Origin of the sequence: Mycobacterium stomatepiae (assembly GCF_010731715.1) — a bacterium.
Classification (GTDB): Bacteria; Actinomycetota; Actinomycetes; order Mycobacteriales; family Mycobacteriaceae; genus Mycobacterium; species Mycobacterium stomatepiae.
Map to the genome: position 1 here is coordinate 3450942 of NZ_AP022587.1, position 26666 is coordinate 3477607.

The 26666-nt window shown below is 66.7% G+C and carries 21 protein-coding genes and 1 pseudogene; 7 read left to right on the forward strand and 15 right to left on the reverse strand.

Annotated elements, in window-relative coordinates:
• Window positions 1-67 precede the first annotated feature (67 nt).
• The 11 genes and pseudogenes from G6N54_RS16260 to G6N54_RS16310 all read right to left on the reverse strand — a co-directional run bounded on the left by G6N54_RS16260 (window position 68) and on the right by G6N54_RS16310 (window position 15120).
• Window positions 68-946: an ESX secretion-associated protein EspG gene (locus G6N54_RS16260; protein WP_163791016.1), complete on the reverse strand. Its 879-nt coding sequence runs from the start codon at window positions 944-946 to the stop codon at window positions 68-70.
• A gap of 10 nt (window positions 947-956) precedes the next feature.
• Complete coding sequence (locus tag G6N54_RS16265; protein ID WP_025736523.1) at window positions 957-1247, reverse strand: WXG100 family type VII secretion target; 291 nt, start codon at window positions 1245-1247, stop codon at window positions 957-959.
• Window positions 1248-1279: 32 nt separating this feature from the next.
• The gene (gene esxG, locus G6N54_RS16270; RefSeq protein WP_163791017.1) at window positions 1280-1573 is read right to left on the reverse strand and encodes a type VII secretion system protein EsxG; all 294 of its coding nucleotides are present in this window, start codon (window positions 1571-1573) and stop codon (window positions 1280-1282) included.
• A 54-nt stretch (window positions 1574-1627) separates the two neighbouring features.
• Window positions 1628-3080, reverse strand: a pseudogene (locus G6N54_RS16275) (PPE domain-containing protein).
• A gap of 2 nt (window positions 3081-3082) precedes the next feature.
• Window positions 3083-3382, reverse strand: coding sequence for a PE family protein (locus G6N54_RS16280; RefSeq protein ID WP_163791018.1), 300 nt, complete (start codon window positions 3380-3382; stop codon window positions 3083-3085).
• 46 nt (window positions 3383-3428) lie between these two features.
• Window positions 3429-7421, reverse strand: coding sequence for a type VII secretion protein EccCa (gene eccCa, locus G6N54_RS16285; protein ID WP_163791019.1), 3993 nt, complete (start codon window positions 7419-7421; stop codon window positions 3429-3431).
• Entirely contained in the window at window positions 7418-9019 is a 1602-nt protein-coding gene (gene eccB, locus G6N54_RS16290) for a type VII secretion protein EccB (RefSeq protein WP_163791020.1), read from the reverse strand. The genes eccCa and eccB overlap by 4 nt, the downstream gene beginning before the upstream one ends.
• Window positions 9016-10869, reverse strand: a complete 1854-nt coding sequence (eccA, locus tag G6N54_RS16295) for a type VII secretion AAA-ATPase EccA (protein WP_163791021.1) — start codon at window positions 10867-10869, stop codon at window positions 9016-9018. The genes eccB and eccA overlap by 4 nt, the downstream gene beginning before the upstream one ends.
• Before the next feature lie 625 nt (window positions 10870-11494).
• On the reverse strand, window positions 11495-12400 hold the full coding sequence (locus G6N54_RS16300) for a class I SAM-dependent methyltransferase (RefSeq protein WP_163791022.1): 906 nt from the start codon (window positions 12398-12400) through the stop codon (window positions 11495-11497).
• 128 nt (window positions 12401-12528) lie between these two features.
• Window positions 12529-14127: a PPE family protein gene (locus G6N54_RS16305; protein WP_163791023.1), complete on the reverse strand. Its 1599-nt coding sequence runs from the start codon at window positions 14125-14127 to the stop codon at window positions 12529-12531.
• 93 nt (window positions 14128-14220) lie between these two features.
• Entirely contained in the window at window positions 14221-15120 is a 900-nt protein-coding gene (locus G6N54_RS16310) for an oxygenase MpaB family protein (RefSeq protein ID WP_163791024.1), read from the reverse strand.
• A gap of 83 nt (window positions 15121-15203) precedes the next feature.
• Here G6N54_RS16310 and G6N54_RS16315 point away from each other — a divergent pair, with 83 nt between their 5' ends.
• A complete protein-coding gene (locus G6N54_RS16315) occupies window positions 15204-15908 on the forward strand; it encodes a TetR/AcrR family transcriptional regulator (RefSeq protein ID WP_163794770.1) in 705 nt (234 codons plus the stop codon).
• On the opposite strand, the gene G6N54_RS16320 is transcribed toward G6N54_RS16315, so the two are convergent.
• Window positions 15841-16389 (reverse strand): hypothetical protein, encoded by a 549-nt coding sequence (locus G6N54_RS16320; protein ID WP_163791025.1) that lies wholly within the window; start codon window positions 16387-16389, stop codon window positions 15841-15843. The genes G6N54_RS16315 and G6N54_RS16320 overlap by 68 nt on opposite strands.
• Window positions 16390-16423: 34 nt before the next feature.
• Window positions 16424-17005: a VOC family protein gene (locus G6N54_RS16325; protein WP_163794771.1), complete on the reverse strand. Its 582-nt coding sequence runs from the start codon at window positions 17003-17005 to the stop codon at window positions 16424-16426.
• A gap of 90 nt (window positions 17006-17095) precedes the next feature.
• Between G6N54_RS16325 and G6N54_RS16330 the strand changes: the two genes are divergently transcribed.
• The 4 genes from G6N54_RS16330 to G6N54_RS16345 all read left to right on the forward strand — a co-directional run bounded on the left by G6N54_RS16330 (window position 17096) and on the right by G6N54_RS16345 (window position 22059).
• The gene (locus G6N54_RS16330; RefSeq protein WP_163794772.1) at window positions 17096-17728 is read left to right on the forward strand and encodes a TetR/AcrR family transcriptional regulator; all 633 of its coding nucleotides are present in this window, start codon (window positions 17096-17098) and stop codon (window positions 17726-17728) included.
• A 1-nt stretch (window position 17729) separates the two neighbouring features.
• Window positions 17730-18863: an alpha/beta hydrolase gene (locus tag G6N54_RS16335; RefSeq protein WP_163791026.1), complete on the forward strand. Its 1134-nt coding sequence runs from the start codon at window positions 17730-17732 to the stop codon at window positions 18861-18863.
• Window positions 18860-19798 carry a 2-hydroxyacid dehydrogenase gene (locus G6N54_RS16340; protein WP_163794773.1) on the forward strand — a complete coding sequence of 313 codons (939 nt, stop codon included), beginning with the start codon at window positions 18860-18862 and terminating at the stop codon, window positions 19796-19798. Before G6N54_RS16335 ends, G6N54_RS16340 begins: the two co-directional genes overlap by 4 nt.
• Before the next feature lie 74 nt (window positions 19799-19872).
• A complete protein-coding gene (locus G6N54_RS16345; protein WP_163791027.1) occupies window positions 19873-22059 on the forward strand; it encodes an acyl-CoA dehydrogenase in 2187 nt (728 codons plus the stop codon).
• 180 nt (window positions 22060-22239) lie between these two features.
• Here G6N54_RS16345 and G6N54_RS30620 read toward each other — a convergent pair whose 3' ends face one another.
• Window positions 22240-22584, reverse strand: coding sequence for a hypothetical protein (locus G6N54_RS30620; protein WP_170313055.1), 345 nt, complete (start codon window positions 22582-22584; stop codon window positions 22240-22242).
• A gap of 603 nt (window positions 22585-23187) precedes the next feature.
• Between G6N54_RS30620 and G6N54_RS16355 the strand changes: the two genes are divergently transcribed.
• Window positions 23188-23571, forward strand: coding sequence for an ATPase (locus tag G6N54_RS16355; RefSeq protein WP_372513177.1), 384 nt, complete (start codon window positions 23188-23190; stop codon window positions 23569-23571).
• A 19-nt stretch (window positions 23572-23590) separates the two neighbouring features.
• On the opposite strand, the gene fadD2 is transcribed toward G6N54_RS16355, so the two are convergent.
• Entirely contained in the window at window positions 23591-25270 is a 1680-nt protein-coding gene (gene fadD2 / locus G6N54_RS16360; RefSeq protein WP_163791028.1) for a long-chain-fatty-acid--CoA ligase FadD2, read from the reverse strand.
• A gap of 58 nt (window positions 25271-25328) precedes the next feature.
• Here fadD2 and G6N54_RS16365 point away from each other — a divergent pair, with 58 nt between their 5' ends.
• The gene (locus tag G6N54_RS16365; RefSeq protein WP_163791029.1) at window positions 25329-26615 is read left to right on the forward strand and encodes a DNA polymerase domain-containing protein; all 1287 of its coding nucleotides are present in this window, start codon (window positions 25329-25331) and stop codon (window positions 26613-26615) included.
• The last annotated feature ends 51 nt before the right edge of the window (window positions 26616-26666 follow it).

Consider the following 26666-nt stretch of genomic DNA (forward strand, 5'->3'; position numbering starts at 1 on the left):
GCGCCGGAGGTCAACGGATCCTCGAATCAGCCTGGTACATCGTGTTCTCTCTCTATCTTGTTGTGTTTTAGGCGTATTGGGTGGACAGATCTCGGGATAGCCGCTGATTGGGGAACCAGGGGCCATCGGGCAGACAGCCGGTCAGCTGCTCGATCGCGACGGCGATCGCGAACGGGGTTCCCGGACCGAACGTCGAGACCCATTCGCCGTCGAACGCGCGGGACGGACTGACCAGGATCCGGCCCGCGGTGGTGTCGACGATGCTCATTCCGACGTCGGTGGTGGCATGCTGCCCGTCGCGCTGACAGCCGGCAACAATCTCCACGTACGTACGCGGGCCGGTGAACACCGATTCCACCACTGCGCGTGCCGACCCTGGAATGCCCAGGTAGTCAAGGACTTCGGGCAGCGGCGCACCGGAGCGCAGGCGTTCGTCGGCCCGGGCTCCGACGCGCGCCGGCATGCTGAACTCGGTGAACTGCGCCGGCGGCCGCTGGCCCAGCCCCACTCCGAGCACGGGAACCAGCGCGCGGGCGTCGTCGATATTCATGGCGGTGAAGGTGACCAGCTGCGCGCTGCGCAGCGCGACGACGGTCTTCGAAGGCTTGCCGGTGGTGCCGGCGCGCCGCGCGACCACACCGCGCAGCAACTCGCCGGCACCGCCGGCTGCGCCGGAGCCCACGTAGCGCAAATCCAGCCATTGATCGGGAAAACACACCAACTTGATCCAGTCGGCGACCGCCGCGTTCACGACACCGTCCGGCGACATCAGACCCATCCGGGTCAACTCGTCCTTCTGTTCCCGGAAGAACGCGTCGCGCTGCGCGGCATCCTGATAGGGCGTCGTGATCGCCAGAACCCACGGGAAGCTACCCGCTGCAACGGTTTCGGCGACGAACCACGCGTTTTCGACCGTCAGCTCGACGGCATTGGGCTCGACACTCATCGAGGGAGGGCTAGCCGCCCCACTTGGCGGCTTCGGCCGTGTCGCGGGCGAACATGGCCAGGGTGTTGTTCTCGTGCGTGCTGGCCATCGCCTGGTAGGAACGCACCAACGCCTCCATGGCCTGGTTCCACTGGGCTTGCCACACCTGGTAGGTCATACCGGTGTCACCCTGCCAGGCGTTCTGCAGCGCCGCCTGCTCGGTGGCGATGTCGGCGCCGAGCCCCTGCATCGTGCCGGCGTAGCCCGACATGTCGGCGGCGTGGCTCAGCATCGCCGGGTAGTTGTACATGATCTGCGACATCTCAAGTCCTTTCGCGGTTACTAGTGGTCAGCTCAGAACGAGGTGTAGCCGGACGCGGCGGCGGCGTCGGCGGCCACATAAGTGCCCGCTGCGTCACCGAGGTTGGCCTGGGCGATGTCCAGCAGGGTGTTGACTCGGGCGGCCATCTCCACGAACCGGGCGTGTGCGGCTTGGAAGGCCGCCGAGGACGCGCCCTGGTGGAAGGCCTGGGCGGACATCGCTTCCTGCTCGGCGCCCTGGATCGTGCTGCGCATCAGGGCCGCCTTGGCGCTGAACGCCGACTGCGAGGCCACCAACTGTGGAATGTGTGCATCCAGAAGACTCATAACATTTCCTTTCTCTTCTGTCCCTTACGATTTCGACTACTGGCTGACATGTTGTTAACTTTTGGAGCCCCCTCCCCCCGCTTGATCGGGCTCGTCCTGGCCCGCCCCGTTCTGGTCCCAGGTGCCCGGCACCATGGGCATCCGCGGGCCACTGCCGTATTCATCCCCGGCCAGCTCGGTCAATCCCGACGCCCGCAGATCCGCTTCTTTGCGGCCGGTTCCGGCAAACCCCAGCCGTCCGGCCCCGCTTGCCGAACCCATTGCGGCGGCGACGAGTTGCTCTTCGCTGGGCGCGCCCCAGTCGGGGTCGACGTCGACGTTCATGTCCAGATATTCGTCACTGTGATCACGCATTGCGGCCCGCTTGCGTCGGCGCGCAGCGGCCGCCCGCCGCGGCGGCCGCTGGGATGGTCGCGGCCGGCGCCTTGATCCCGCCGCGGCCCCCCACCGTGGGGCCCAAGCCGGTTTCCGGATCGCCGCCCATGGCCACCACGTAGCCGAAAGCCCCGGCGACCGGCGCGGGAGCCGCACCGGCCGCCGAGGCCGGCGCGGACGCGGGAGTCGAGGCCGGTGCCGGCGCCGTCGGAGCCAGGCCGGCGACCGGCGGCATCGAGGAAGCCTGCGACGCCGGCGCCGGTGGGAGCACCACAGGCTCGGCGTCCGGTAGGTCCTCGGGGTTCAGGTAGAAGTAGGCGGCAATGCCGATGATCAGGGGGATCAGGAAGGGTGCGGTCAAAATCGCGCCCCACGTGGGCCAGCCGAGCAGGTTGGTGATCACCTGGTAGGCGAGGAAAAACAATATTGGCCCATAAGCCACCAGGAACGGCCCCAAGTTCTGCATGAACTGCTGAATCATGTCGGACAGGTTCTGGAAGAACTGCTGCAGTTGCCTGAGCAAGTTCTCGAGCCAGTTGCCGGAGTCCTGGTCGTTCGGTGCGGCCAGTGTCGAGAAGTTGTCGGTTTCGGCACCGGGTCGCAGCACGTTGGGAGCGGGGTCGGTTTGCGGTACCGCGGCCAGCGCGGCATCGGAGACCACCTGATAGGTGCTCATCGTGGTGGCGGCCTGGACCCACATCCGCGCGTAGTCGGCCTCGTTGACCGCAATCGGAATCGTATTGATACCAAAGAAATTCGTCCCCACCAGCACCCCGTGGATGGTGTGGTTGGCCGCGAGCTCCCCGAGGGTCGGCATCGCCGCCAGGGCACCGGTGTAGGCCGCCGCCGCGACCTCATGCTGGGCGGCCACGCCCGCGCTGTCGGCACTGGCCTGCATCAACCACGCCAGATACGGGATGTGCGCGGCCGCATACTGCTCGGCGGTCGGACCTTCCCATGCCCCCGCTTGTACTTCCCCCAAGAGCCCACTGAGTTCGGCTGCCGCATCGGCGTATTCGGTGCTGAGCGCGGTCCACGCACCGGCGGCCGCCAGCAGCGGCCCCGGTCCCGGACCGGCGGTCAGCACCGAATACACCTCCGGCGGAGCAGCCATCCAGATAGGCGCGGTCATAGTCAGACGCCGTATGTGACGGCCGCCGCGACGTCACCCGCGAGATAGCTGGCCCCGCCTTCGCCCACGCCGACACCGGCGCGGCCCAGCTCCTCGACACCCTCGGCGGCCACCACCGAATGCATCTGGCCCTGCGCGCTGAATCCGGCCGCGGTCGTCAGCGACACCGGATCCGCGGCGGGCGGCACCACCGCGGTGATCGCCGGCGCGGCCGCCGCGTGCGCACTTGCCAATCGCGCCGTCAGTGCCTCGACCGCCGCACTCGTCGCCGCCAGGCCTTCAGGAACAACTCGCAACGTCATAACCCCTCCTTCTGTGGTCCTTCGGTTGCTGCTTCACTCATCACCATCAGTGGGCGAAACCTTCGTCGGCTCCCCCTACAACAGACTCGCCAACCAACGGGTTGACCAACTGCACATACGTCGGACTTTCGGTGTCTCCCAACAGAATTGCTCGTCCGGCAGGCAACCGGCCAAATCGCTGGCCACGGATCTTCCCGCTGTCCTGCGGGTTGCCCGCCAGCATCAACGTGGTTGCCTGCAGGTCGTTGAATCGGCGTAGCAACGGACTGGTCATCAGGGCATGCCCCGACCCCGTCGCCCGTGCCGTCACGATCACCCTCAGCCCCAGATCGGCGGCCTGACTCAGCTCCGGGATGAGACTGGTCCACGGCCGCTGCCCAATGTAGGGCCCACTCATCGCCGGTGTATCCGGAATCTGGTCGACGTCATCGATGATCAGGTAGTGCGTGTGGCCCTCGAAGCTCCACCGCGCCAACTCCGCTGCCGACAAGCCGGCCGGCGGGCGCCGCGACCCGATGATGTTCGACAGCCCGAGCATCGCCGGGATGATCCGGTCGATGTTGGCGGTGTACTCGTTGTCCGCGAAGAGCGGCTCCTCGACGAGATGCAGCCGCCGATCCAGCACCGTGAACGCCACCTGGTCCGACGTGGAGTGCTCGCGAATGGTGCGAATGATGTGGCGCAGCAACGTGGTCTTACCCGCCTTGCTGTCGCCGAACACCATCAGCAGCGGGTTCTCCGCGAAGTCGAGCACCACCGGCGCCAGGTCCTCTTCGCGCTGGCCGATGACGACCTGTTCGGGGCCGCGATACAGCGGCCCGAGGGCATCCGGTGCCAGGTTGGTCGGCAGCAGCCGAACCGGCGGTGCGGCCACGCCCGGGTAGCGGGCATTGATAGCGGCCACCTGGTCCAGCTGAGGAGCCGCGAACAGGAAGTGCTCGGCGGCCATGGTCAGACCGCGACCCGGCTGGTCGGCCGGCACCGCGTCGGCCGGTCGGTGCAGCGCCCCGACCACCCGCACATTGCTGTCCCGCGCGTCGTGCAGCTTGAGCTCGAGGCGCAGGCCGAGCCCGTCGCGCATCGCCAACGGCACCTCCAGCCAGCTCGGGGTGGTGACGATCACGTGGATGCCGTACGCGAGGCCGACGTTGACGAGCTCGGTCACCTTGCCCAGCAACGGGTTACGCGTGTTGAACTGGTCGGTGTTGTCCCGGGCGAAGGCGTACAGATTGTCGACCACCAGGAAGACTTCGCCGAAGCCGTCGTCGTGAGTCGAACCCTGCTTGTCCCGGAACGCCTCGCGTTGCTGCCGGGAAACCAGCAGCTGCTCGAGCTCGCCGAAGGTGCGCCGAATGCGCTCGGGTTCCAGCGGCGACGCCACACTGCCGACGTGCGCCAGGTCTTCCACCGCGCGCAGCTGCCCCCCGCCGTAGTCCAGGCAGTAGAAGGTGACGTCGCGGGGTGAGTGCAGGCTGGCGGCGGACAGGATGAACGTCTGCAGCGCAGACGATTTACCGGACTTGGCACCGCCGTGGATCACCATGTTGCCCGAGGCCGACGTGGCGTCGAACACCAGTGGGTCGCGGCGCATCTCGAACGGCTTGTCGATCTCGCCGAGGGGCCAACGCCATTGCCGTTCCGGCACACCTGCGTTCGCCAGCACCGTGGTCAACGGGATCGGCTCGTCCAGCGGCGGCAGCCAGAGCTGCGGTGCTCGCGGCCCGTAGCGAGCCAGCTGCTCACCGATGGTCGCGATCAGCTTGCGCGGCGGTCCGACGAACTCGTCTTGACCCGCTCCGGTGATCACGGTGCCCTGATCGGGCTCCACCCGCCCGGCGGTGAACAGCTTCGGCTGCGGAACGGACTGCACCACAAGGGTCTTAGCCGTCTGCGGTGGCTCGTAAATGCCGTCGACATAGGTGCTGCGGAACTTGATCGGGGCGGCACCGGGAGCCGGCACCAGGAAGCCCACACCCTTGTGCTCTTTGCCTGATTCGATGTGGTACGCGTCGTCCACGCCGATGATCTGGCGAGAGACGCTGGCACTGGCCACCTTCAGACCGATGCGGTACGAGGTGTTCTTGTCGATGTCCTTGATCTTGCCGACATCCAACGTCTGGGACGCGAACAGGATATGGATGCGGAACGAGCGGCCTTTACGCGCAACGTAATCGAACAGTTCCGCATACTCGGGGTAGTCGGCCAGCATCAGCGTGAACTCGTCGGCGACCACGAACAGGGTCGGGATCGGCGGCAGGTCGTGGCCGGCAGCGATGGCGTTCTCGTATTCGACCACCGAGTTGAACGCACTGCCCTGGACCCGGCGGCCGGCCTCGCGGAGCAACGTTTCACGCCGCGCAACCTCACCGCGCAGCGTGTCGGCGAACCGGTCGGCCAGCGATTTCTTCTCGGCCATGTTGGAGATCACCGCGACGACCTGCGGGAAGTCCCGGAAGCTGTCCGCCCCGGCCTCACCCTTGAAGTCGGCATAGATCACGATGAGCCGATCAGCCGAGTGAGTTGTCAACAGCGACAACAGAATCGACATCAGGGTCTGCGACTTGCCCGAACCGGTCATACCGATCATCAGGCCGTGCGGACCCATCCCGCCCTCGGCCTCGTCCTTGAGGTCGAAGTACAGCGGCTCGCCGGTCGCGGTGACACCGATGGGCACCCGCAACTCGTCGTCGCGGCGACGCGGTCCCCACAAGGTCGGCACGTCCAGCTGCGACGCATCCGGAACACCCAGCAGCGTCGTGAAGGTCGCACCGCGGGTCGCCGCCGAGCGCAGCCCGGCGTGGGTGGGATTGGAATCCCAGCGGGACAACTGACGGGCCAGGTGCGCGGCTTCGTCGGCGCCGAGCGCATCGGCGTTGTCGATGAAGGGCTGCCAGCCGCCGGTCTGCCAGCGCGCAATCACCGCGGCTCGGCTGCCCCCGCCATCCCGCCCGACGACACGCAGGATCGGCTTCTCCGGATCCGAATACTGTTCACGGTTGGGTGATGTCGTGGTGCGGTGCACGACGGTCACGCCGGCCCGGCCGATCGCCAGCGCCGAGGCGTTCACGTCGTAGTCGGGGTCGTCGACGATGATCAGCAGGTGCCGCAACGTGTCCGCCGGCTGCCCGGTGAACGCCGGCCGATCCGCCAGCGCCGGTCCCAGCAGCGAAATCAGCTCGTCGGGGTTGTTGGACAGGAAGCGGGCCGGCCCGACACCATCCACCTCGCCAGGAATGTCGATGTGCGGCAACCACTTCAGCCAGGACCAGTCGCGGTTCTCCGGATCGCGGGTGGCCAGCGCCACCCCCAGCACTGTCGGGTCATGCCAGGTGACGGCCTGCGCGATCCAAGCGCGCAGCGCCCCTTGTACCTCGTCGGGCTCACCGAGGACGGTGATCCGGGAGACTTTGGTCAGGTCGATTCCGGTGGGCACATCGCGAACGGTGCGCTGCGTGTCGAGCAGGCTACGTAATGCGCTGTGTGACACCGGTTCCAGGTCGATTTCGTCGGCGCTGTCCTGTACCCGTACCGCAGTGGCCAGGGGAACCTGGTGACGCCCGGCCCGCAACACCAGGAAGTCGGGGTCGTGTGGGTCACGCTCCCATTGGCGGCGTGATCCGGCCACCGTGGCCAGTGCGGCCGGCTCGGGATGCGACCACTGGGCGGCGGCGCGCTGCTGGGCGGCCTGCGTCCGGATGTTGTCGCGGACCACCGACAGGTAGCGCAGGTAGTCGGCGCGTTCGGCATCGACCTCCTCGGTGCGCATCTTGTTATCGTTGCCGCGATAGAGCGCGGTTGCCGCCAGCAGCAACACAAATGGGAAGAACAGGGTCTGCGGGGAGATCACCCGCATCCCGGTAGCGACCAGCGCGACGATCATGCCGACGATCAGGATCACCAACACGTAGGGCATCGCACGGCGCAGGAACGATGGCGGAATCACCCGGGGCAGCTCCGGAGGCGCCTCGATGGTGATGGTGCCCTGGCGGGTGCTCGGCGGCGCCAGGCGCCGGCGAGCTTCGAAAATCAGTCGGCTCATCGAGGTCCTCCTTCGGCCGACACCGGACGTCCGGGCTTGCTGTCGGGCGCCAGGCCGTCGTGGGCGAGTAACGCGTCGGCGCGCGATAGCGTCGGGCCCGTCGCGAACAGCGACAGTATCGACCAGGGAATGGGAACGGGGGGTGGGGTCAAGCCAAGGGCCTCAACGGTTTTGCCGTGTCCGGCGCTCTCGGCCTCGTTGTCGATGCCGTAACGAACGCCGGTGTCGGACACCCAGAACAGCGACCCAGCGCCCGGCGAGGTCGCGCCGCCGCCGACGCTTTGAGCGAAGTAGCCGGTGCCCGGAGCCAGGGCGACCCGGGTGGCCACGCCTGGGGTGCCGCCGCCGATCAGGTTGACGGTGCGAACCGCGTCCGGTACCGGCAGCGCGGAACCGGTGAGCAGGCCTAGCGAGCTGCTCGCGGCCCCGGCCGGCTTGCTCCAGTACACGCAGGCGACGGGGTTCTTGGCCGCGTCGACGAGAGCGACCTGGCGGTCCGGGAAGCGGGTGGTGTCCAGCAGCCGCGACACCGGCAGCTTGGCCACTTCATCGGCGCCGAGCCGCGGGGGTTGTTCCAGGCCATAGGAATTGGTGTTGCGCAGGATCGCGGCGAGCACCGCCGAGATCGGTTGCAGTCCATCCGACAGCACCGCGTAGTAACGCAGGTTGCCCGGGTCGACGCCGTAGGACGTGACGACCGCGCCGATCGGCGCCGGCACGGGGTACGTCGCCTTCTCACCGGCATTCGGGATGGCGGGTGCGGTCAGCGCCGGCGCTTCGGGGATCGCGTTGAACAGCCCAGCCGCGACGGGCCGCGGTGCGGGCACGTCGGCCCCCAGCCCCAGCGCGTTGGTGACCGCGTGGTTGGCCAGGTCGATCTGGCTGCGCTTGCCGTCCCACAGCAGCCAGGTGCTGGTGCCCTTATCGCCGGTGAACTCGACCAGGATCGTCTGGCCGGGCGCGACCGCCGCGGCCCGGGTGCCGCTGCTGTCGGGGGTGCCCGCGATCACGGTGACGCCGGTGCTGTGCACGGCGTGCGAACCCTGCGCCGCCTCGCTGACCGTATCGCACACCGTCCAGTTCGCGTCATGAGACGCGTTCTGCACCATGCGTTCTGGCGCGCCCGGGATCCCGATCAGGTTTCCGCGCGGAAACCGGTCCAGCTCACTGCTTTTCACCGCCGCCGGGTTGACCGGCTTACCGGCGATCAGCCGGGCCGAGGTCAGGTTCAACACCGGGTGCAGTTCGTCGCCGATCCGCACATACAGCGCGGCGGTGTCCCGATCGGCGAGCACCACATTGCTGCCCGCCTGACCGTTGGGCCGGATCAGCGAGAACACGAAGCAGCCCGCCAGACCGGTGATCAGAATCAGGGCGCCCATCAGCACCGCGCGCGACTGGGTGCGCAGCGGGTTGACCAGCATTCTGGTGTCGTGCAACGCGATTCCGGAGGCGATGCGGCGCATCACGAAGCGCCAGCCGGTCACCTGGTGCCGGGTGACGAACCCGCGACGGTAGAGCACCTTGTCGGGATTGTCGTTGACGGGGGTACGTGAGGAGAACGAACGTCGTTCGTCGGCAGGCTCGGGGTTGGTCATGACGGCACCGAGAGCCCCAGGCCGCGCAGCAGCGGCTCAACTGAATTACTGACGTCTACGTCGGTGATCGTCATCAACTCCTCATCGGTGAACGCACCGGTTCCCGCCTGTTCTGAGTGGTCCAACCGGAATTCGCGCTCCTCCTCGGAACGCTCGACGATGTTTCGGACGAAACGGCCGTTACCCGCGATGTCGAGGCTGCGCCGTTCGACCCCGTTGGAGTCGGGCGTCGTGGCGGTCGCCAATTTCTCGAACAGGACATCCATGTGGTCGAGCGCGGCTTGCTCGAAGATGCTGTCGCGCTGTTCGGCCATCTTGGTGGCGATCTCCACCAACTCGTGAGAGTTGTACGACGGAAAGGTGATGTTGCGGGTGAACCGCGACCGAAGGCCCTCGTTGGTGTCCAGGAACTTGTCCAGATCCGCCCGGTACCCGGCGATGATCACCACCAGCCGGTCGCGGTCGTTTTCCATTCGGGCCAGCAGCGTGTCGATGGCGACCAGCCCGAAGTCGTTCTTGGCGCCGGTCGCCACCAGGGCGTAGGCCTCGTCGAGGAACAACACGCCGTCCAGCGCGCTGTCGATGATTGCGTTGGTCTTGGCTTCGGTCTCGCCGATGTGCTGGCCGATCAGGTCGGCGCGGTGCACCTCGCGGATGTTCTCCCGCTTCAATAGCCCTAGACCGCAATAGATTTTGGCAACCACACGCGCGATTGTGGTCTTACCGGTCCCGGGCGGTCCGGCGAACACCAGGTGGTGGGCGCGTTGGGCGACTTGCAGCCCGCGCTGCTTGCGCACCAGCTCCATGGCCACCGAACTCTTGAGCCGCGATACCTGATTTTTCACCTCGTCGAGCCCGATGAACTCGGTGAGCTGGCGCTCGGCTTCGTGCAGCAGCACGGACTTACGTTCATGGGCGGCGGGGTCGACGAAGTCCTCCGCGCTGGGCTCGGTTTCGGGATCCCACGGATCGGTGCGGGCCTCGATGCGGGCCGCATTGGTGGTCACGATCCCGAAACTGGTGTCGGTCAGGGCCTGTTCGACCTGTTCGTTCTCCGGGTGTGCCGCATACAGATCCTGCAGGACCTCGCTTGCCGACTCTTCGTCGACGTGCACGCGCAGCACGAGCGCCTTGGCCAGCGTCCCGTCGATGGTGGCCACCTCCACCGGACCTTCGGGTTCCTCGAGGTAGGACAGCGCGGGGGCGAACAAGCCGAGCCGAGCCAGCGCGGTGCCCAGCGCGATCTTGGCCGCATGCGAGTAGGCCTCGTCCAGATCGGAGTCGTTGACGATCGGGGTCAGCAGCTTGACGACGTCGGACCACCGCTCGGCGCGGTAGTTGATGACGACGGAGATCCACCGCGCTTCGCGCCAGCTTGGGCGGCGCGCGGTAAGACCCGCGACGATCTTGTCGGCCTCGGCAAACTGTCCGGCCGTTGCCAGGGCAGCCGCGAAAGCGAGATGGAACTCGTCGGGGTTGGTGGCTCGAAATTGTAGATAGAGCCCGCTGTCGTAGCGGAAGCCGAGGGCGCCGGGGGCCAAGTCGGCCTGCCGCTGCAGCACGCCCGAGGTGGCCGCGGTGCGCGACACCGCCTCGAGGACCCGGAAGGACGCATCGCCGGCGGCCGCTAACCCAGTCCACGCGTCACACTGGTCGTGGGCGACGCGAGTCAGCGCCGTAAAGCCCGAGCGGGCAGCGGCCAGATCGGCCGGGCGCTGACGTTGATATACCGCGATACCCAGTGCCCGGCAGCAGGTGGCAAACCGGCTGACGACGTCGCCGTCGACCCTGGTGTCCAGCCGAGAAGTGCCTGGCTGGACCGCGAGCACACCACTGTCACCGAGTTCCACGGCCGCAATTTTCCATGAAGATAGTCTCCCCTAACTTAATTTGCTGAAGTTAGCATTGCATAAGCTAACTGTCGAGGCTCTCGGGGCCGTCCGGACGGCCACCTCCCGGCCCTCTTCGGGATTCTGACCAAGGTGTTCTGCCCGATCACCGGTTTGCCTCTCCAGTTGTGGCGTTGGCCGCACTTGTCTTGGCGGCAAAGCTTACTGAATACGGTTTTCATTATCAAAACCCGCTCAGGACACGAGCGCACGACACGTCGACTCCGTGAGAGCGGCCAAATTCACCGAAGTCCCCACCCCAAGCTCAGCCGCTAGGGCGCTGACCGCCGCAACCCCAGGGGTCGGCGTGGATTGCCGGCGGGGGTCGTTGCGCGCCGCACGCCGGCGCGAGGGTGCGGCCATCCAAACCGGCGCGGTCACAGCAGCAACTCCTAACCGGTCGGGTGGGGCGCAACGACCGCGTTAACTGGTAAGCGGCGCCGCGAGCAGGCAGTTAGTAGTCGGCCGACCGACCGGAAAAGTTCCCACGGGCCCGCAGTGCGGAGTAGTTGCCATGCGTTATCGACTCATCGAAAGCGCAGCGAAAGGCGCGCCCGATCGGCGCGCCGGTGATGACGCGGCGAGTTCAGGCCCTGACGGCGCTGACCAGGGTGTTGCGGGCGATCATCGGCCCGGCTTCGGTATCCGGTCCGGGGACCGGACGGCCGACCTTGCGCAGGTAATCGGCCAACGGGGTGCCGACGGCGTTCCAGCCGTGCCGACTGAACCATTCGGTGGCCGGCGCGTGTTGCTCGTTGTAGACCAACTGGAAGAACAGCCGCTTCTCGCCCTGCTCGTTGGCCGCACGCTCTTCGGCGACGGCGGCGTCGAATTCATCGGCCTGCAGCGGCGCGCCGTCCTCGACGGCGACATGGCTCCCGTGTCCGGCCAGGCCGTCGATGCCGGTGAACAGCTGCTCCTGAGCTGTGGCCGGCAGATAGATCAACAGACCCTCGGCAATCCACGCCGACGGCTTGGCCGGGTCGAAACCGCTGTCGCGCAAAGCTTGTGGCCAATCTTCGCGCAAATCGACCGCGATCTCCCGGCGCTCGGCGCGCGGCTGGTCGCCGTGACCGGCGAGCACCTCTCGCTTGAAATCGAGGACCTGCGGACGGTCCAGTTCGAAGATCGTCGTCGCGGCGGGCCAGTCCAGCCGGTAGGCACGCGAGTCCAACCCGGCCGCCAGCAGGACAACCTGCCGGACGCCGGCGTCGGCGGCCCGCAGGAAGTACTCGTCGAAGTACTTGGTGCGAGCGGCCTGGAAGTTGACGAAGTGCTCGCCGAAGTCGGCGCTCTTGAGCTGGTGGTCGGGTTCCTTGCCGTCGAGCACGTCCGCCGACGAACCACCGACGGCGCGGCAGAAGATCTCGGCATACGGGTCGACGACCAGCGGGTTGGGTTTTTGTGCCTCCAGCTCCCGCGCTGTCGCTACGAATAACGCCGTCGAACCGACGCTTGTTGTGATGTCCCAGGTGTCACCTTCGCTACGCACTCAACCGACAGTACCCGCCCCGCTGAAGCACCTTTCCCGCTGCGGTGCAACGGGTCTTGAGCACCGAAACCGCACGTTTCCATCCGTCGACGGTCCGGTGAACTGCCGGCGCCGACAGCGTTGAGTGGTTAGCCGTCGCTATCGTGCGGCCGGTCGCCATCCTCTGGGTCCCAGCTGCCCGGGAGCATCGGCAGGCGAGGCCCACCCCTGAATTCATCCCCGGCTAGGGTGGTCAGGCCGGCCGCGGCAGCCGTCTCCTTGCGCGCCGTGCCGGTGAACCCGAGATTCCCGGTGCCACTCAGGGACGCCTCCGACACCGCGGACGGCCCACCCCAGTCCGGGTCGACGTCGACGTTCATGTCCATGAACTCGTCACCATGGTCGCACTGGCGGGCCCGCCCCCGGCGCCGGGTCCGGGCCTGCTCTCGCGCGGCAGCCGCGGACGCTGCCGCGGCCGAATCGGGCTCCACTGCTTTCTTTTTCGCGCTCGAGCACACGCTCGCACTGATCCCGGTACCGAACCCGACGCCGGGCGGCGCCACGAAGTAGGGCGGCGCGAAGCCGGGCCCGACGGGGGGCGGAGCGGGTGGCGCCGCGCTGGCCACGGCGCTTGCCGCGGGAGCCGGCGCGGGTGCCGGTGCCGTCGCGGGGCCCGACGCCGGGGCGGCCAGCGGGGTGGTGCCGAGCTCCACCGGCAGACTGGGCAGCTCGGGCGTGCCCGGCGGCGGCACCGGCGCCGCCGCGGGTGCGGGCAAGGCGGTGAGCCCCGCAAAACCGGCGACCGCGCCGAAGGGCGCAACCGCGACGAGCATGGGAAGCAACAGCAACTGCGGGGCAGCCGGGAGAAAACTGGCGAGCTGGGCCAGGTGGGTCGGCCAGTCGAGCAGCACCAGCTCGGTGATGAATTGGAAAGCCGCTGCGGGGTTTTCCAACAACAACTGCCCGAATCGTTGAAAGTCCGAGAAAAGCTCGAGGGCTCGAGCGACCCACCATAGCAATTGGCCCGGGTTCGTATAGGCGTCGAGTGGGAGTCCGTTCAAGGTCCCCTCAACGGGGTCCCAATCGATACCGAAGGCCCGCAGGATTTGGGCGACGAACCGGTTGAGCCAGCTGTCGAACCCGTGGTCATGGCCCTCGTGATCGTGATCGTCTTCCTCGTGGTCGTGGTCGTGATCGTGCGCGGCCTCGGATCTCAGGATCTGCGGCGCCGGCTCGGTCTGCGGGGTGGCCGCCACCGCCGCGGTCGACACGGCCTGATAGGTCGTCATCGTGCCGGCTGCCTGAACCCACATTCGCGCATAGTCTGCCTCGTTGACCGCGATCGGAATCGTATTGATTCCAAAGAAATTGGTCGCCATCAGCACGCCGTGCACCGCGTGGTTGGCGGCCAGCTCGCCCACGGTCGGCATGGCCGCCAACGCCGCGGTATAGGCCGTGCCGGCCGTTTCGTGCTGTGCGGCCGCCGCGGCGCTGTGCGCGCTGACCTGGTTCAACCACGCCAGAAAAGGACCATGCGCGGCGACGTAGGACTCTGCGCTCGGTCCCTGCCATGCGCCGGCGTGCGTCGACGCCAGCACCCCGCTGAGTTCTGCTGCGGCCGAGGCATATTCGGCGCTCATCGAACTCCACGCCGCCGCTGCGGCAAACATCGAGGAGGGCCCCGGGCCACTGCTCAGCAAGGCCGAGTGGACCTCCGGCGGCGACGCCATCCAAATCGGGGCGGTCATCGGCAACTCCTGGGCTGGACGAGCTAACGGTCGCCGAGGAGCCTAACTGAAAACGGTTGTCGTTATCAACACGCCAGCAAAGCTCGCACCGCGCTAGACCAACGGACGCCCCGTCCGGATCCGGCGGTCCAGGTCCCAAAGCATCAGATTGAATGGGAACTGCCGGATGATTCGCGGTAGCAAGCGATTCACAACACCCACGACCGACATGAGCCGGTCGAACCGCCGCTGCTTGGCGGCGTCCCACGGCAATCGCATCTCGTCGCGAAACCGTTGCGGCAGAAAGCCGGTGGTGATTAGCAAATTGAAATTCTCCAACGGTTCGGCCAGCCGACGGGGCAGGCGCACCCCGCGCACCCGCGACACCGCAATCGGATACAGGAATTCGCGGACGGCGTCATCGATGTGCACCTTGTCCAGCGATTCCTGCCAGTACTTGTCGAAGGCCGCCCGGTCTGCCGGCCACATCTCCGGCGGCACCTGCAGCGTGGTACCCAACGACATGCCCTCGCGATAGAGGCGATCGGCGTCCTGCTCGTCCAGTTCGCCGACAAACGTGCGGTAGATGTCGATGCCGCCCTTGTAGATGCAGGCCGCCACCCACAGCTGCAATTCCGGATCAAAGGCGTTGTACTGCACGGGATCGCCAGGCCTCGAGTAGACCTCCGCGTGCGACCGATTCACCGCGCGGCGATAGGCGGCCTTCTGCGCGTCGGTCCCGCCGTTGGCGACCGCGATGTAGGTGAATGTGGTGCGTGCGCGCTTGATCGGGTGGCGGTCGATGCGACCGCTCTCGACACGGCTCTCCGCCACGCCATGGCCGACGCCGGGACGCGCGAGCTCCATGATCACGTTGGCCGCACCGGCCAGCAGTGCGAGTCCCATCAGGGCGTAGTCGTCGGGATTCCGCCGCCGCCGGCCAAGGCGCGGTGGATCGGAGATCGGGCGCTCGACATGCGGAATCAGCGGTTGAACCGCCTCGTGAATCGCCATCCGGACACCCCTCCGCTATTCCGCACACCGAATGTGACAACGCTTGTTTCCCGATATTGTCCGCGCATCGCGCCGGTGTCAAGATGGTGGTCATGGCCGAGACCCCGAGCGAACGCCCCTATCGTGGCGTCGACGCCGCGCGGCGACTGGCCGAGCGGCGGGGCCGGCTGCTGGCCGCAGGCCTGGACCTGCTGGGCGCCGACCAGCAGGATGCCTCTGCCCTGACGGTTCGCGCGGTCTGCACCCGCGCCGGCCTGACCCCGCGCTACTTCTACGAAAGCTTCAGCGACAGAGACGGATTCGTCGGGGCTGTGTTCGATTCGGTGATCGCCGACCTGGCGGCCACCACCCAGGCCGCGGTGGCGGCGGTGCCGATACCCGAACAGTCCCGCGCCGGCATGGCCAACATCGTGCGGACCATCGCCGAGGATCCCCGCGTCGGGCGCCTGATGTTCAGCACCCAGCTCGCCGACGCGGTGATCGTGCGTAAACGCGCCGAATCCACCGCGCTGTTCGCGATGCTGCTGGGCCAGCACGGCGGCGAAATGCTACGAATGCCGGCAAACAACAGCATGAAGGCGGGGGCGCACTTCGCCGTCGGCGGCGTCGGGCAGATGATCAGCGCCTGGCTGGTCGGCGACGTACTGCTAGACCCCGATCAACTCGTCGATCAGCTCGCCGTGCTGCTCGACGAACTCGCTGATCCGCGGCTGTACGGCCTCACGGAAACAACGGCAGCTGCCACAGCCGCATCCCGGGATCCAGGAGCCACAGACGCAACATCGTGAGCCGCATGATGCGCTGTGCTCCGCGGATCAGGAAAATCGCCAGCGGCACCTCGATGCCCAGTGCGGTCACCACCGATAGCCAGACGTCGTCGGGTCCGGCGGTCATCAGGTCGAACCACGCGTCGCAGATCAGCAGCACACCGGAGGTGAAGGCCGCGAACAGCAGGACCTGGCGGCGGAAGTAACCGAAAACCGCTGTCGCAATCATGAATCCGGCCAAGAGAATGTCGAAGCTCACCCAGGTCAACGGCCAGTTGTGTGCAACATAGTTATCCGGCAGCGTCACCGAGAGATAGACCAGCCACGGAATCATCGCGACCGAGCCGCCGATCATCAGGCCCAGCCGGATGCGCCGGATTCGGGTCAGCACCACCGGATCGATGACATCGTGCAGCGGCGCCTCCAGTCGCATGATCAGGTCTCGCCGCTGCGCGGGTGTCAGCGCCGCGATCTGTTCGTCGGTCAAAATGCTGTCGGTCATCATGGCTCCCCCGGCTCGGCCACGGTTTTGCCGATTAGGTTACGGCGTGCTCCCGGGGTCGCCGGTCGGCCGCCGTCTTGGGAACAGCCTGCGCGTCAGCCGCGCCGAATTCCTTGACCCAGCAGGCGAATTCAAGTGTGACGCCGTCGGGGTCCTGGAAATAGAACGAGCGCACGTAGACACCGGGATGCACGGTCGCGGAAACCTGCATCTCGCTCTCGTCATGGTTGAGGATCGGGCCGACCCGGACCCCCTTCTCCTTGAGCCGGTGCCGGTAGGCGTCGAACTTCTCGGCCGGGACGTGAAAAGCGAGATGATTCATCGTGCTTACCGCGCTGGTGATGTCCCCGATACCCGGGATTGCCCCCGGCGACGAGATGCCGGGCACCCGATCCGGCGCATCGGCGAACCAGAAGAACGCGACACAGTTGCCGCTGCCGGCATCGAAGAAGAAGTGTTGCCCGCCACCGTGCGGCAGATCGAGCGACTTGATCAACGGCATGCCGAGGATGTTGCCGTAGAAATCCACGGTGCGAGCCATGTCCGAACACACCAGCGCAACGTGATTGATTCCGCCGAGTTCGAATTCGGTGTTGGGGTTGTCGGGCTTGATCATGTTGCGGCTCCCGTCGATTGGACCTGGCCAATCCATGAAACTGAATCTAACATCAGATTCAGTTTCGATCCAGGAGGAACACAGGTGTCGATCGCGGCGGAATCCAACGAACGCCCCGCCGAGTTTCCGACGCACCGCGGCAGACGGACGCAGGCGGCGATCGACGCTGCCGCACGAACGGTGGTCGCACGCAAGGGAATTCTGGCCACCACGATCGCCGACATCGCCACGGAAGCGGGCCGCTCGTCGGCATCCTTCTACAACTACTACGACTCCAAAGAGGCGATGGTCCGCCAGTGGGCGTTGCGCTTCCGCGACGAGGCCAACGAGCGCGCACGCTCGGTCACGGGCCATGGCCTGTCCAACCGGGAACGCGCCCACGAGGCGGCCGCGGCGCACTGGCACACCTACCGCAATCGGCTCGCCGAGGTGATCAGCGTGTCCCAACTGGCGATGGTGAACGACGACTTTGCTCAGTACTGGGCCGAAATCTGCGATATTCCAATTTCTTTCATCGCCGAGACGGTCCGGCGCGCGCAAACCAAGGGGTATTGCGCGCGCGACGATCCGCAGCTGATCGCCGAGACGATCGTGGCGATGTTCAACCAGTTCTGCTACATCCAGCTCACCCGTGCGGCCTCGCATGAGCTCGACGACCAGGCCTGCATCCAAACCCTCGCCAACATCTATCACCGGGCGATCTACTCGAAGGAAGGTCGCTGAATTGACGCCGAATAGCGGCACTGCCGGGGTTGTCCGCGAGTTCGTCGGCCTGCCCTCGCCGACCGCCGGGCGCGCCGGCGCGGGCGGGCATCCGTGCCAGGGGCTGTATCACCGCGGCGTGGGACGTAAGCCACGGGTGGCCATGATTGCCACGCACTACCAGATTGACTTCGCCGAGCACTATCTCGCCGATTACATGGCCCTTCGGGGTATCGGGTTTCTGGGGTGGAACACCCGGTTCCGCGGTTTCGAGAACAACTTTCTGCTCGACCACGCGCTGGTCGACATCGGCGTGGGGGTGCGCTGGCTGCGCGAGGTTCAGGGCGTGGATACCGTTGTATTGCTGGGTAATTCGGGAGGAGGGTCGTTGATGTCCTCCTACCAGTCACAAGCCGTCGACCCAAATGTGACCCCACTGCCCGGCATGCGGCCGGCGGCCGGGCTGACGGAGTTGCCACCCGCGGATGGATACGTCGCCACCGCCGCGCATCCCGGCCGCCCGGAGGTGCTGACCGCCTGGATGGATGCCTCCGTCGTCGACGAAAACGATCCCGTTGCCACCGATCCCGAGCTCGACCTTTTCAACGAGGTCAACGGCCCGCCGTACCCACCGGAGTTCGTCGCCCGCTATCGCTCGGCGCAGACCGCACGCAACCATTCCATCACCGACTGGGCCGAGTCGGAGCTCAAACGTGTTCGCGCAGCAGGGTTTTCCGATCGACCGTTCTCGGTCATGCGAACCTGGGCCGATCCTCGGATGGTCGATCCCAACATCGCGCCCACCAAGCGGGCGCCCAACCTGTGCTACGCGGGCGTGCCGGCCAAGGCCAATCGGTCCGCACAGGGCATCGCCGCCTTCTGCACACTGCGCAACTGGCTGGGCATGTGGAGCCTGCGGGTGGCCCAAACCCGGGCCGAGCCGCACCTGAGCCGCATCGACTGCCCGGCCCTGGTGATCAACGCCGAGGCCGACACCGGTGTGTTTCCGTCGGATGCGCAACGCATTTTCGACGCGCTCGCCGGGACCGACAAGTCGCAGGTCTCGATCGACAGCGACCACTACTTCACCACCCCGGGCGCGCGCAGCGAGCAGGCGGATACCATCGCCAGGTGGATCAGCAAGCGGTGGCGCTGAGAGTTCTCGCCCACTTCGTTCCCGGTAACAAAGTCCTCGATTTCCTTGCAGCCGAGGCCGATTGGCTAGACATTCGGTGGTGTGCCGCCGACGACGATGTGGGCTTTTATCGCGAACTGCCCGAAGCCGAGGTGATTTGGCATGTACTACGGCCGTTGTCGGCCGCCGACCTGCAGCGCGGACCACGGCTGCGACTGGTGCACAAGTTCGGCGCCGGCGTGAACACCATCGACGTGGCGACCGCCACCGACCGCGGCATCGCGGTCGCCAACATGCCCGGCGCCAATGCGCCATCGGTGGCCGAGGGAACCGTGCTGTTGATGCTCGCCGCGCTGCGCAGGCTCCCGGAGCTGGACCGCGCCACCCGCCAGGGGCGCGGCTGGCCGCTGGATCCCGGGCTGGGCGAGACGGTCCGCGACATCGGCGGCTGCACCGTCGGCATGGTCGGCTACGGCAATATCGCCAAACGGGTGGGGGACATCGTAGGCGCGATGGGCGCCACCGTCGTGCACACCAGCACCCGCGACGACGGCCGGCCCGGCTGGCGGCCGCTCCCCGAACTACTGGCGGTCAGCGACATCGTCTCGCTGCACCTACCGTTGACGGAGCAGACCCATCATCTGCTCGACCGGGACGCGATCGCGTTGATGAGGCCCAGTGCGGTACTCGTCAACACGTCGCGCGGCGCGATCGTCGACGAAGACGCGCTTGTCGGCGCGTTGCGCGACGGGCGGCTGGCCGCCGCGGGCCTCGACGTTTTCGAGGACGAGCCGACGGCGCCGGACAATCCGCTGTTCGGCCTGGACAATGTGGTGCTGACACCGCATGTCACCTGGTACACCGCCGACACGATGCGGCGCTACCTCGTCGAGGCCGTGGCCAATTGCCGTCGCCTGCGCGACGGCGAGCCGCTGACACACCTAGTAACCCCGTAGTCAACCAACCCACCCGTTATTAGATTGATGGGTGCTTGGCCGAAACGAACCCCGAAAGCATGGGAAGGCGACCAATGCCGATCGCAATAATTTCCGAGCATCAAGATCTGGCCGACTCGGTGCGATCTCTGGTGGCGCGTGTCGCGCCGTCCGAGGTGTTGCACGCGGCCATGGAAACCCCGGTCCAGAACCCGCCGCCGTACTGGCAAGCGGCCGCCGAGCAGGGCCTGCAGGGTGTTCACCTCGCCGAGTCGGTCGGCGGGCAGGGCTTCGGCCTGCTCGAGCTGGCCATCGTGCTGGCCGAGTTCGGCTACGGCGCCGTGCCCGGGCCGTTCGTGCCGTCGGCGATCGCCAGCGCGCTGATCGCCTCGCACGACCCGGACGCCAAGGTGCTCGCTGACCTGGCGTCTGGCGCCGCGATCGCCGCCTATGCGCTGGACTCAGGGCTGACCGCCACCCGTAAGGGCCCTCCGGGTCAGGAGGTGCTGGTGATCCGCGGCGAGGTGCGGGCGGTTCCCGCCGCCGCGCAGGCATCGGTGCTGGTGCTTCCCGTGGCCATCGACAGCGGCGACGAATGGGTGGTGCTGCGCGCCGACGACCTCGAGATCGAGCCGGTGCAGAGCCTGGACCCGCTGCGGCCGATCGCGCATGTGCGGGCCGACGCCGTCACCGTCGGTGAGGATGCCCTGTTGAGCACCCTGACGATGAAGACCGCCTACGCGCTGATGTCGACGCTGTTGTCGGCGGAGGCGGTCGGCGTGGCCCGCTGGGCAACCGACACGGCGTCGGAATACGCCAAGATCCGGGAGCAGTTCGGCCGGCCGATCGGCCAGTTCCAGGCCATCAAGCACAAGTGCGCGGAAATGATCGCCGACACCGAGCGCGCCACCGCGGCGGTGTGGGACGCGGCGCGCGCGATCGATGAGGCCTCTCCCGACATCGAGTTCGCTGCCGCCGTGGCCGCGACGCTCGCGCCGGCGGCCGCGCAGCGCTGCACGCAGGACTGCATTCAGGTGCACGGCGGCATCGGCTTCACGTGGGAACACGACACCAACGTGTTCTACCGACGGGCGCTGATGCTGGCCGCCTGCTTCGGCCGCAGCTCGGACTACCCGCAGAAGGTCGTCAACACCGCGACCACCACCGGCATGCGCCCGGTGGACATCAACCTGGATCCCGAGACCGAGAAGCTGCGCGAGGAGATCCGCGCGGAGGTCACCGCGTTCAAGGCCATGGACCGGGAGCCACGCACCGTGGCGCTCGCCGAGGGCGGCTGGGTCTTGCCCTACCTGCCCAAGCCGTGGGGCCGGGCCTCCAGCCCGATCGAGCAGATCATCATCGCCCAGGAGTTCACCACCGGGCGGGTGCGGCGGCCGCAGGTCGGCATCGCCGCGTGGATCATCCCGTCGATCGTCGCGTTCGGAACCGAGGAGCAAAAGCAACGGTTCCTGCCGCCGACCTTCCGCGGCGAGATGATCTGGTGCCAGCTGTTTTCCGAGCCCGGCGCGGGATCGGACCTGGCCGGGCTGACCACGAAGGCGACGCGGGCCGACGGCGGCTGGCGCATAACCGGCCAGAAGATCTGGACCACGGCAGCGCAGTACTCCCAATGGGGTGCGCTGCTGGCGAGAAGTGAGCCCAGCGCTCCAAAACATAACGGGATCACGTACTTCCTACTGGACATGAAGAGCGAGGGCGTGACGGTCAAGCCGCTGCGCGAGCTGACCGGGAATGCGATGTTCAACACGGTGTACATCGACGACGTGTTCGTGCCCGACGATTGCGTGCTGGGCGAGGTCAACCGGGGCTGGGAAGTCAGCCGCAACACACTGACCGCCGAGCGGGTATCGATCGGCAGCAGCGACGCGAACTTCTTAGCGACCCTGCCGCAGTTCGTCGAGTTCATCCGCGACGGCCATTTCGACCAGGTCGCGCAACACCGGGCCGGGCAGTTGATTGCCGAGGGGCATGCGGCGAAGGTGCTGAACCTGCGCTCGACGCTGTTGACGCTGGCCGGGGGCGACGCCATGCCGTCGGCGGCGATCTCCAAGTTGCTCTCGATGCGCACCGGCCAGGGCTATGCCGAATTCGCGGTGTCCTCGTTCGGTACCGATGCCGCGATCGGCGACCCCGATCAGCTGGCCGGCAAGTGGGGCGAGTACCTGCTGGCCAGCCGGGCCACCACCATCTACGGCGGCACGTCGGAGGTGCAGCTCAACATCATCGCCGAGCGGCTGCTGGGCCTGCCCCGCGACCCGTAAAAAATCCATGCCGACCCGGGGCCGGTCCCAGGTCGGCATGGACGTCTATTGAGTTGGGGGGCCACGCCGGCCCGAGATTGTCAGACCGGCGTGGGTCCCCCCAGGGATGCGGGTCGGCCAGCCGGTGAGTTGGCAGGACGAGGCCGGCCGACCCCGCGATCTTGGTGGCTCACCAGTTGGTCACCACCACGGGCGCCACCAGTTGCCCCAACCCCAGCCGGGGTGTCCCCAACCATGACCCCAGCCGCGGCCCCAACCGTCGCGGCCCCAGCCACCGCCGTGTCCCCAGCCACCGTGGCCACCACCGGGACCCCAGCCGTGGCCGCCGCCTGGCCGCTCGGGAAGGATCCCGGGGCTCAGCGGTGCGCCGCCGTGCGGGCCGGCAATTTCGAACGTTGTCGCAGGGGCGGGCGGCGGCGCGGCCTGCGCCGCGGGGATGCCGCCGAATAGCATCGCCCCGGCGACCGCGCCGGCGCCGACGGCACCAGCGGCCGCGCCACGGATCGATCGCAGTGAATTCCTCATGGTGAGCTCCTTCCGAGACCCCAGTTCCCGATGTCTCGAAACGCTACCAACAAATTGCTAGGCAAACAATGGCAATGACCAAAATTCCGGCTGTGAATTACGCAACAATACAATTTTCTCTTACTTGCGCAATTCCTTATCTACATATCTTCTTACTGCATTTTCGATAATACTCATTTGCGTTATTCAGGAACTCCGCGAGTACTGAGGTCAGCAGGTACTGAAGTCGCTGTCAGCACTGTTCAACAGCTATCTACTGATTAACTGAGGTACGGATTTTAGCATCTCAGTAAATCATCAAATTCACATCACTATACGTTTCACGTAAGCGTGGTAGTGATGTCCAATCATGTCAGATAAATGGCCTTCTAGCAAGGAAACATGATTCCGTGCGCCGCACATCTAATCTGCTACAGCTAATTTCTATAGTTCCGCACGTCAGGGCCGGTATTAGTGGCCGGGGTCGCCGTGGCCCGCGGCGTTCGTCCGGAACACCCGAGGCCGCGCGACGCGACTTACGCTGATGTCAGTGAGACAATCAGTAGGCAACGTGCACGCAGCACTGATTTACTGATCGGGACCCACGGGAGGGACGGTCGCCCAGTGAGCTTCAACCCCGGCCACATCAGGCCCGGCGCCGGACCGGTCCGGGGGCAGATGTCCGCCACGACACCGGCCGGAGACAGCGCACCGACGGAACGCATCACCGGGTTCCGGCAGCCGCGGCCCCAGCGGATCGTCAGCCAGCCCGCCGATCCGAGGCCACGCCCGACCGGCGAAACACCACGCATCCAGCGGGCGCGTCGCACCGTCGATCTCCCCGCCGCTACCCACCAGGCCCTCGACATCTGGCAGCGTGAAGCCGCCGACCAACTGGGCGTCGCCCGTGTCACCGGGCAAGAGGTGCTGACCGCACTCATCGATCAGCTGCTCGCCGATCCCCAACTCGCGGCCCAGATCACCCGGGCCATTCAGGACCGGCGCTAGGCCGCGGCACGACCTGCCGCTAGTCGACCTGCATTTCACGCAGCTCGCGCTTGAGGATCTTGCCGGTCGGGTTGCGCGGCAGTTCCTCGAGGAAGATGACCTCGCGCGGCACCTTGTAGCGCGCCAGGTGATCACGCACGTAATGCTTGATGGTGTCCTCGTCGACGTCGGCGCCTTCCTTCTTGACCACGAACGCGCGCAGCCGGTGGCCCCACTCCTTGTCCTCGACACCGATCGCGGTGGCCTCCACCACGGCTTCGTGTCCGCTGATCAGATCCTCGACCTCGGCGGGGAACACGTTCTCGCCCCCGGAGACGATCATCTCGTCGTCACGGCCGCTGACGTACAGGAGACCGTGCTCGTCGAAGTAACCGACGTCGCCCGACGACATCAAGCCGTCGATGATCTGCTTGTGCCCGCCGCCGGTGTAGCCCTCGAACGGGAAGGCATTGCCGACGAAGATGCGTCCCACGCCGCCCTGCGGCACCTCGTTGCCGTTGTCGTCGAGGATCTTGACCTTCACACCCTTGACGACCGGGCCAACCGTCGACGCATTCTTTTCCAGATCCTCGGGCCTGGCGATCGTGGCGAACGCGATCTCCGTCGAGCCGTACATGTTGTACACGACCGGACCGATGTCCTTCAGCGTGCGGGTCGCCAGCTCGGCACCCAGCTGTGAGCCCGACACGAAGATGATCTTCAGGCTGGACAGGTCGGGCTTGGTGTCCATTTTTTCCAGCGCGTCGAGGAGGCGGGACAACATCACCGGCACCACGACCATGGCCGTCACCTTGTGCTTCTCGATGTCTTCGAGCACCAGCGGCGGCTTGAATTTGCGCCGCAGCACCAACGTCGACCCCAGGAACATCGCGATGGTGGCGTGCAGATAGCCGAGCGCGTGGAACATCGGCGCCGGCAGCGAGGTGATCTCGTTCGCCTTGAACGGAACGTGCGACAGGATGCCGCCGACGGGAGCCAGCGTGGGCGGGGTGCTGCGGTTCGCGCCCTTGGGCGTGCCGGTCGTCCCGCTGGTCAGGATGATGATCGACGCGTGCTTGGTGGCCTTCGGAGCGGGCTCTTTGCTGCTGCGCGCGATCAGCTCGGCGAGGGTCTCGTCGGCGCTGCCGGACGGCTCGTCGCTGTCCGGGTTGACCCCGAGTGCGCGCAGCTTACCCAGCGTCGGCTCGGCTTTGCTCACCGCGTTGCTGTACTCGTCGTCGTAGATGATGACCTTGGCGCCCTCGCGTTCGGACACCTCTTTGATTTGTGGTCCGGAGAATTCGCTGTTGAGCAGGATGATGCGGGCGCCGACCCGGGCCGCGCCGTAGTTGGCGATGACGAACCAGCGGTGATTGCGGGCCAGGATGGCGACGCCGTCGCCGCCCTTGACGCCCTTGGCGATCAGGCCGTTGGCCACCGCGTGAGCGGCCTCGTCGAGCTCTTGATAGCTGAGCTCGCCCTCCTCGTCGATCAGCGCCGCGCGGTCGGGAGTGCGCCGGGCATTGAGCGAGGGCAGCATGCCGAACTCGCCCCACTTCATGATGTCGGCCGCCAGCACGGCGTAGTTCTGCGGCGGCTCCAGTTTGAACGCTCCCGCCTCGAAGATCTTCCGTACGTAGTGCAGTTCGGCCGAGCCGCGTTCGACGTACTGCTGGAGCTTGGAAACGGCTTGACCGGGCAAGCCAGGAAGATTAGGCATAACCTCACCATATGTGACGCGGGTCGCATCGCGACCAGAAAATCCGCGTGGAATTACGATGAACCGCATGACCGGTCCGGTGTCATTGGAGGTTGCCGGCCATCAGGTGACGATCGCGCACCCAGACAAAATCGTCTTCGATGCCCGTGGTGAAGCGGGGCCCTACACCAAGCTCGACCTGGTCCGCTATTACCTCGCGGTCGCCGACGGAGCGTTGCGGGGAGTGGCCGGCCGGCCCATGATCCTGAAGCGCTTCGTCAAGGGGATCGCGCACGAGGCGGTGTTCCAGAAACGCGCCCCGGCGAAACGGCCGGACTGGGTCGACGTCGCCGAACTGCACTACGCGCGGGGCACGTCGGCCGCCGAGGCCGTGATCCACGACGCCGCCGGGCTGGCATGGGCGATCAACCTGGGTTGCGTGGACCTCAACCCGCATCCGGTGCTCGCCACCGACCTCGATCACCCCGACGAGCTACGCGTCGATCTGGATCCGATGCCCGGCGTCGACTGGCGGGGGATCGTCGACGTGGCCCTGGTGGTGCGCGAGGTGCTGGAGGACTACGGCCTGGTCGGGTGGCCGAAGACGTCCGGTTCGCGGGGCTTTCACATCTACGCCCGCATCGCCCCACGGTGGGAATTCCGTCAGGTCCGGCTAGCCGCCCAGACCGTGGCCCGCGAGGTCGAACGGCGCGTTCCTAACGCCGCGACCAGCCGCTGGTGGAAGGAAGAGCGCGAGGGCGTCTTCGTCGACTTCAACCAGAACGCGAAGGACCGCACGGTCGCATCGGCCTACTCGGTGCGGGCCACCCCGGATGCCCGAGTGTCGACGCCGCTGCACTGGGACGAGGTCGCCGACTGCCGGCCGGAGGCGTTCACGATTGCCACCGTTGCCGACCGGTTCGCCGATATCGGCGATCCGTGGGCGGGGATGGACCCCTCTAACCAGGCAGCGGTCGGCGAGCTGGACCGGCTGCTGATGCTGGCCGAGGAAATGGGTCCGCCGGAGCGGGCGCCCCGCCGCTCGGGAAAGAGTGCCGACGGCCGGCGCCAGTCCTCGATGCCGCTGATCGAGATCGCCCGGACCAAGACCAAGGACGAGGCGATGGCCGCGCTGGACACCTGGCGCGACCGCTACCCCGCCGTCGCCGAACGACTGCAGCCGTCCGACGTGCTGGTCGACGGCATGCGGGGGCCGAGTTCGATTTGGTACCGGATCCGGATCAACCTGCAGCACGTTCCGGCCGATCAGCGCCCGCCGCAAGAGCAGCTGATCGCCGACTACAGTCCCTGGGCGGGCCACACCCCGCCGCCTTCCGCGCCGGGCGACGCGGGTACCGAAAATTGAGACCGCCGAACTGAGCGGTCAGACCGAGCGGCGATGCAGGTCAGCGTCGGC

Excerpts from the sequence above, each read along its gene's own strand:
- G6N54_RS16365 (WP_163791029.1), top strand. The coding sequence starts at position 25,329 with ATGAACCGCATGACCGGTCCGGTGTCATTGGAGGTTGCCGGCCATCAG.
- G6N54_RS16305 (WP_163791023.1), bottom strand. The coding sequence starts at position 14,127 with ATGACCGCCCCGATTTGGATGGCGTCGCCGCCGGAGGTCCACTCGGCC.
- eccB (WP_163791020.1), bottom strand. The coding sequence starts at position 9,019 with ATGACCAACCCCGAGCCTGCCGACGAACGACGTTCGTTCTCCTCACGT.
- G6N54_RS16260 (WP_163791016.1), bottom strand. The coding sequence starts at position 946 with ATGAGTGTCGAGCCCAATGCCGTCGAGCTGACGGTCGAAAACGCGTGG.
- G6N54_RS30620 (WP_170313055.1), bottom strand. The coding sequence starts at position 22,584 with ATGAGGAATTCACTGCGATCGATCCGTGGCGCGGCCGCTGGTGCCGTC.
- G6N54_RS16280 (WP_163791018.1), bottom strand. The coding sequence starts at position 3,382 with ATGACGTTGCGAGTTGTTCCTGAAGGCCTGGCGGCGACGAGTGCGGCG.
- eccCa (WP_163791019.1), bottom strand. The coding sequence starts at position 7,421 with ATGAGCCGACTGATTTTCGAAGCTCGCCGGCGCCTGGCGCCGCCGAGC.
- fadD2 (WP_163791028.1), bottom strand. The coding sequence starts at position 25,270 with ATGCCTAATCTTCCTGGCTTGCCCGGTCAAGCCGTTTCCAAGCTCCAG.
- G6N54_RS16315 (WP_163794770.1), top strand. The coding sequence starts at position 15,204 with ATGGTGGTCATGGCCGAGACCCCGAGCGAACGCCCCTATCGTGGCGTC.
- G6N54_RS16310 (WP_163791024.1), bottom strand. The coding sequence starts at position 15,120 with ATGGCGATTCACGAGGCGGTTCAACCGCTGATTCCGCATGTCGAGCGC.
- G6N54_RS16325 (WP_163794771.1), bottom strand. The coding sequence starts at position 17,005 with ATGATCAAGCCCGACAACCCCAACACCGAATTCGAACTCGGCGGAATC.
- G6N54_RS16320 (WP_163791025.1), bottom strand. The coding sequence starts at position 16,389 with ATGACCGACAGCATTTTGACCGACGAACAGATCGCGGCGCTGACACCC.
- esxG (WP_163791017.1), bottom strand. The coding sequence starts at position 1,573 with ATGAGTCTTCTGGATGCACACATTCCACAGTTGGTGGCCTCGCAGTCG.
- G6N54_RS16345 (WP_163791027.1), top strand. The coding sequence starts at position 19,873 with ATGCCGATCGCAATAATTTCCGAGCATCAAGATCTGGCCGACTCGGTG.
- G6N54_RS16265 (WP_025736523.1), bottom strand. The coding sequence starts at position 1,247 with ATGTCGCAGATCATGTACAACTACCCGGCGATGCTGAGCCACGCCGCC.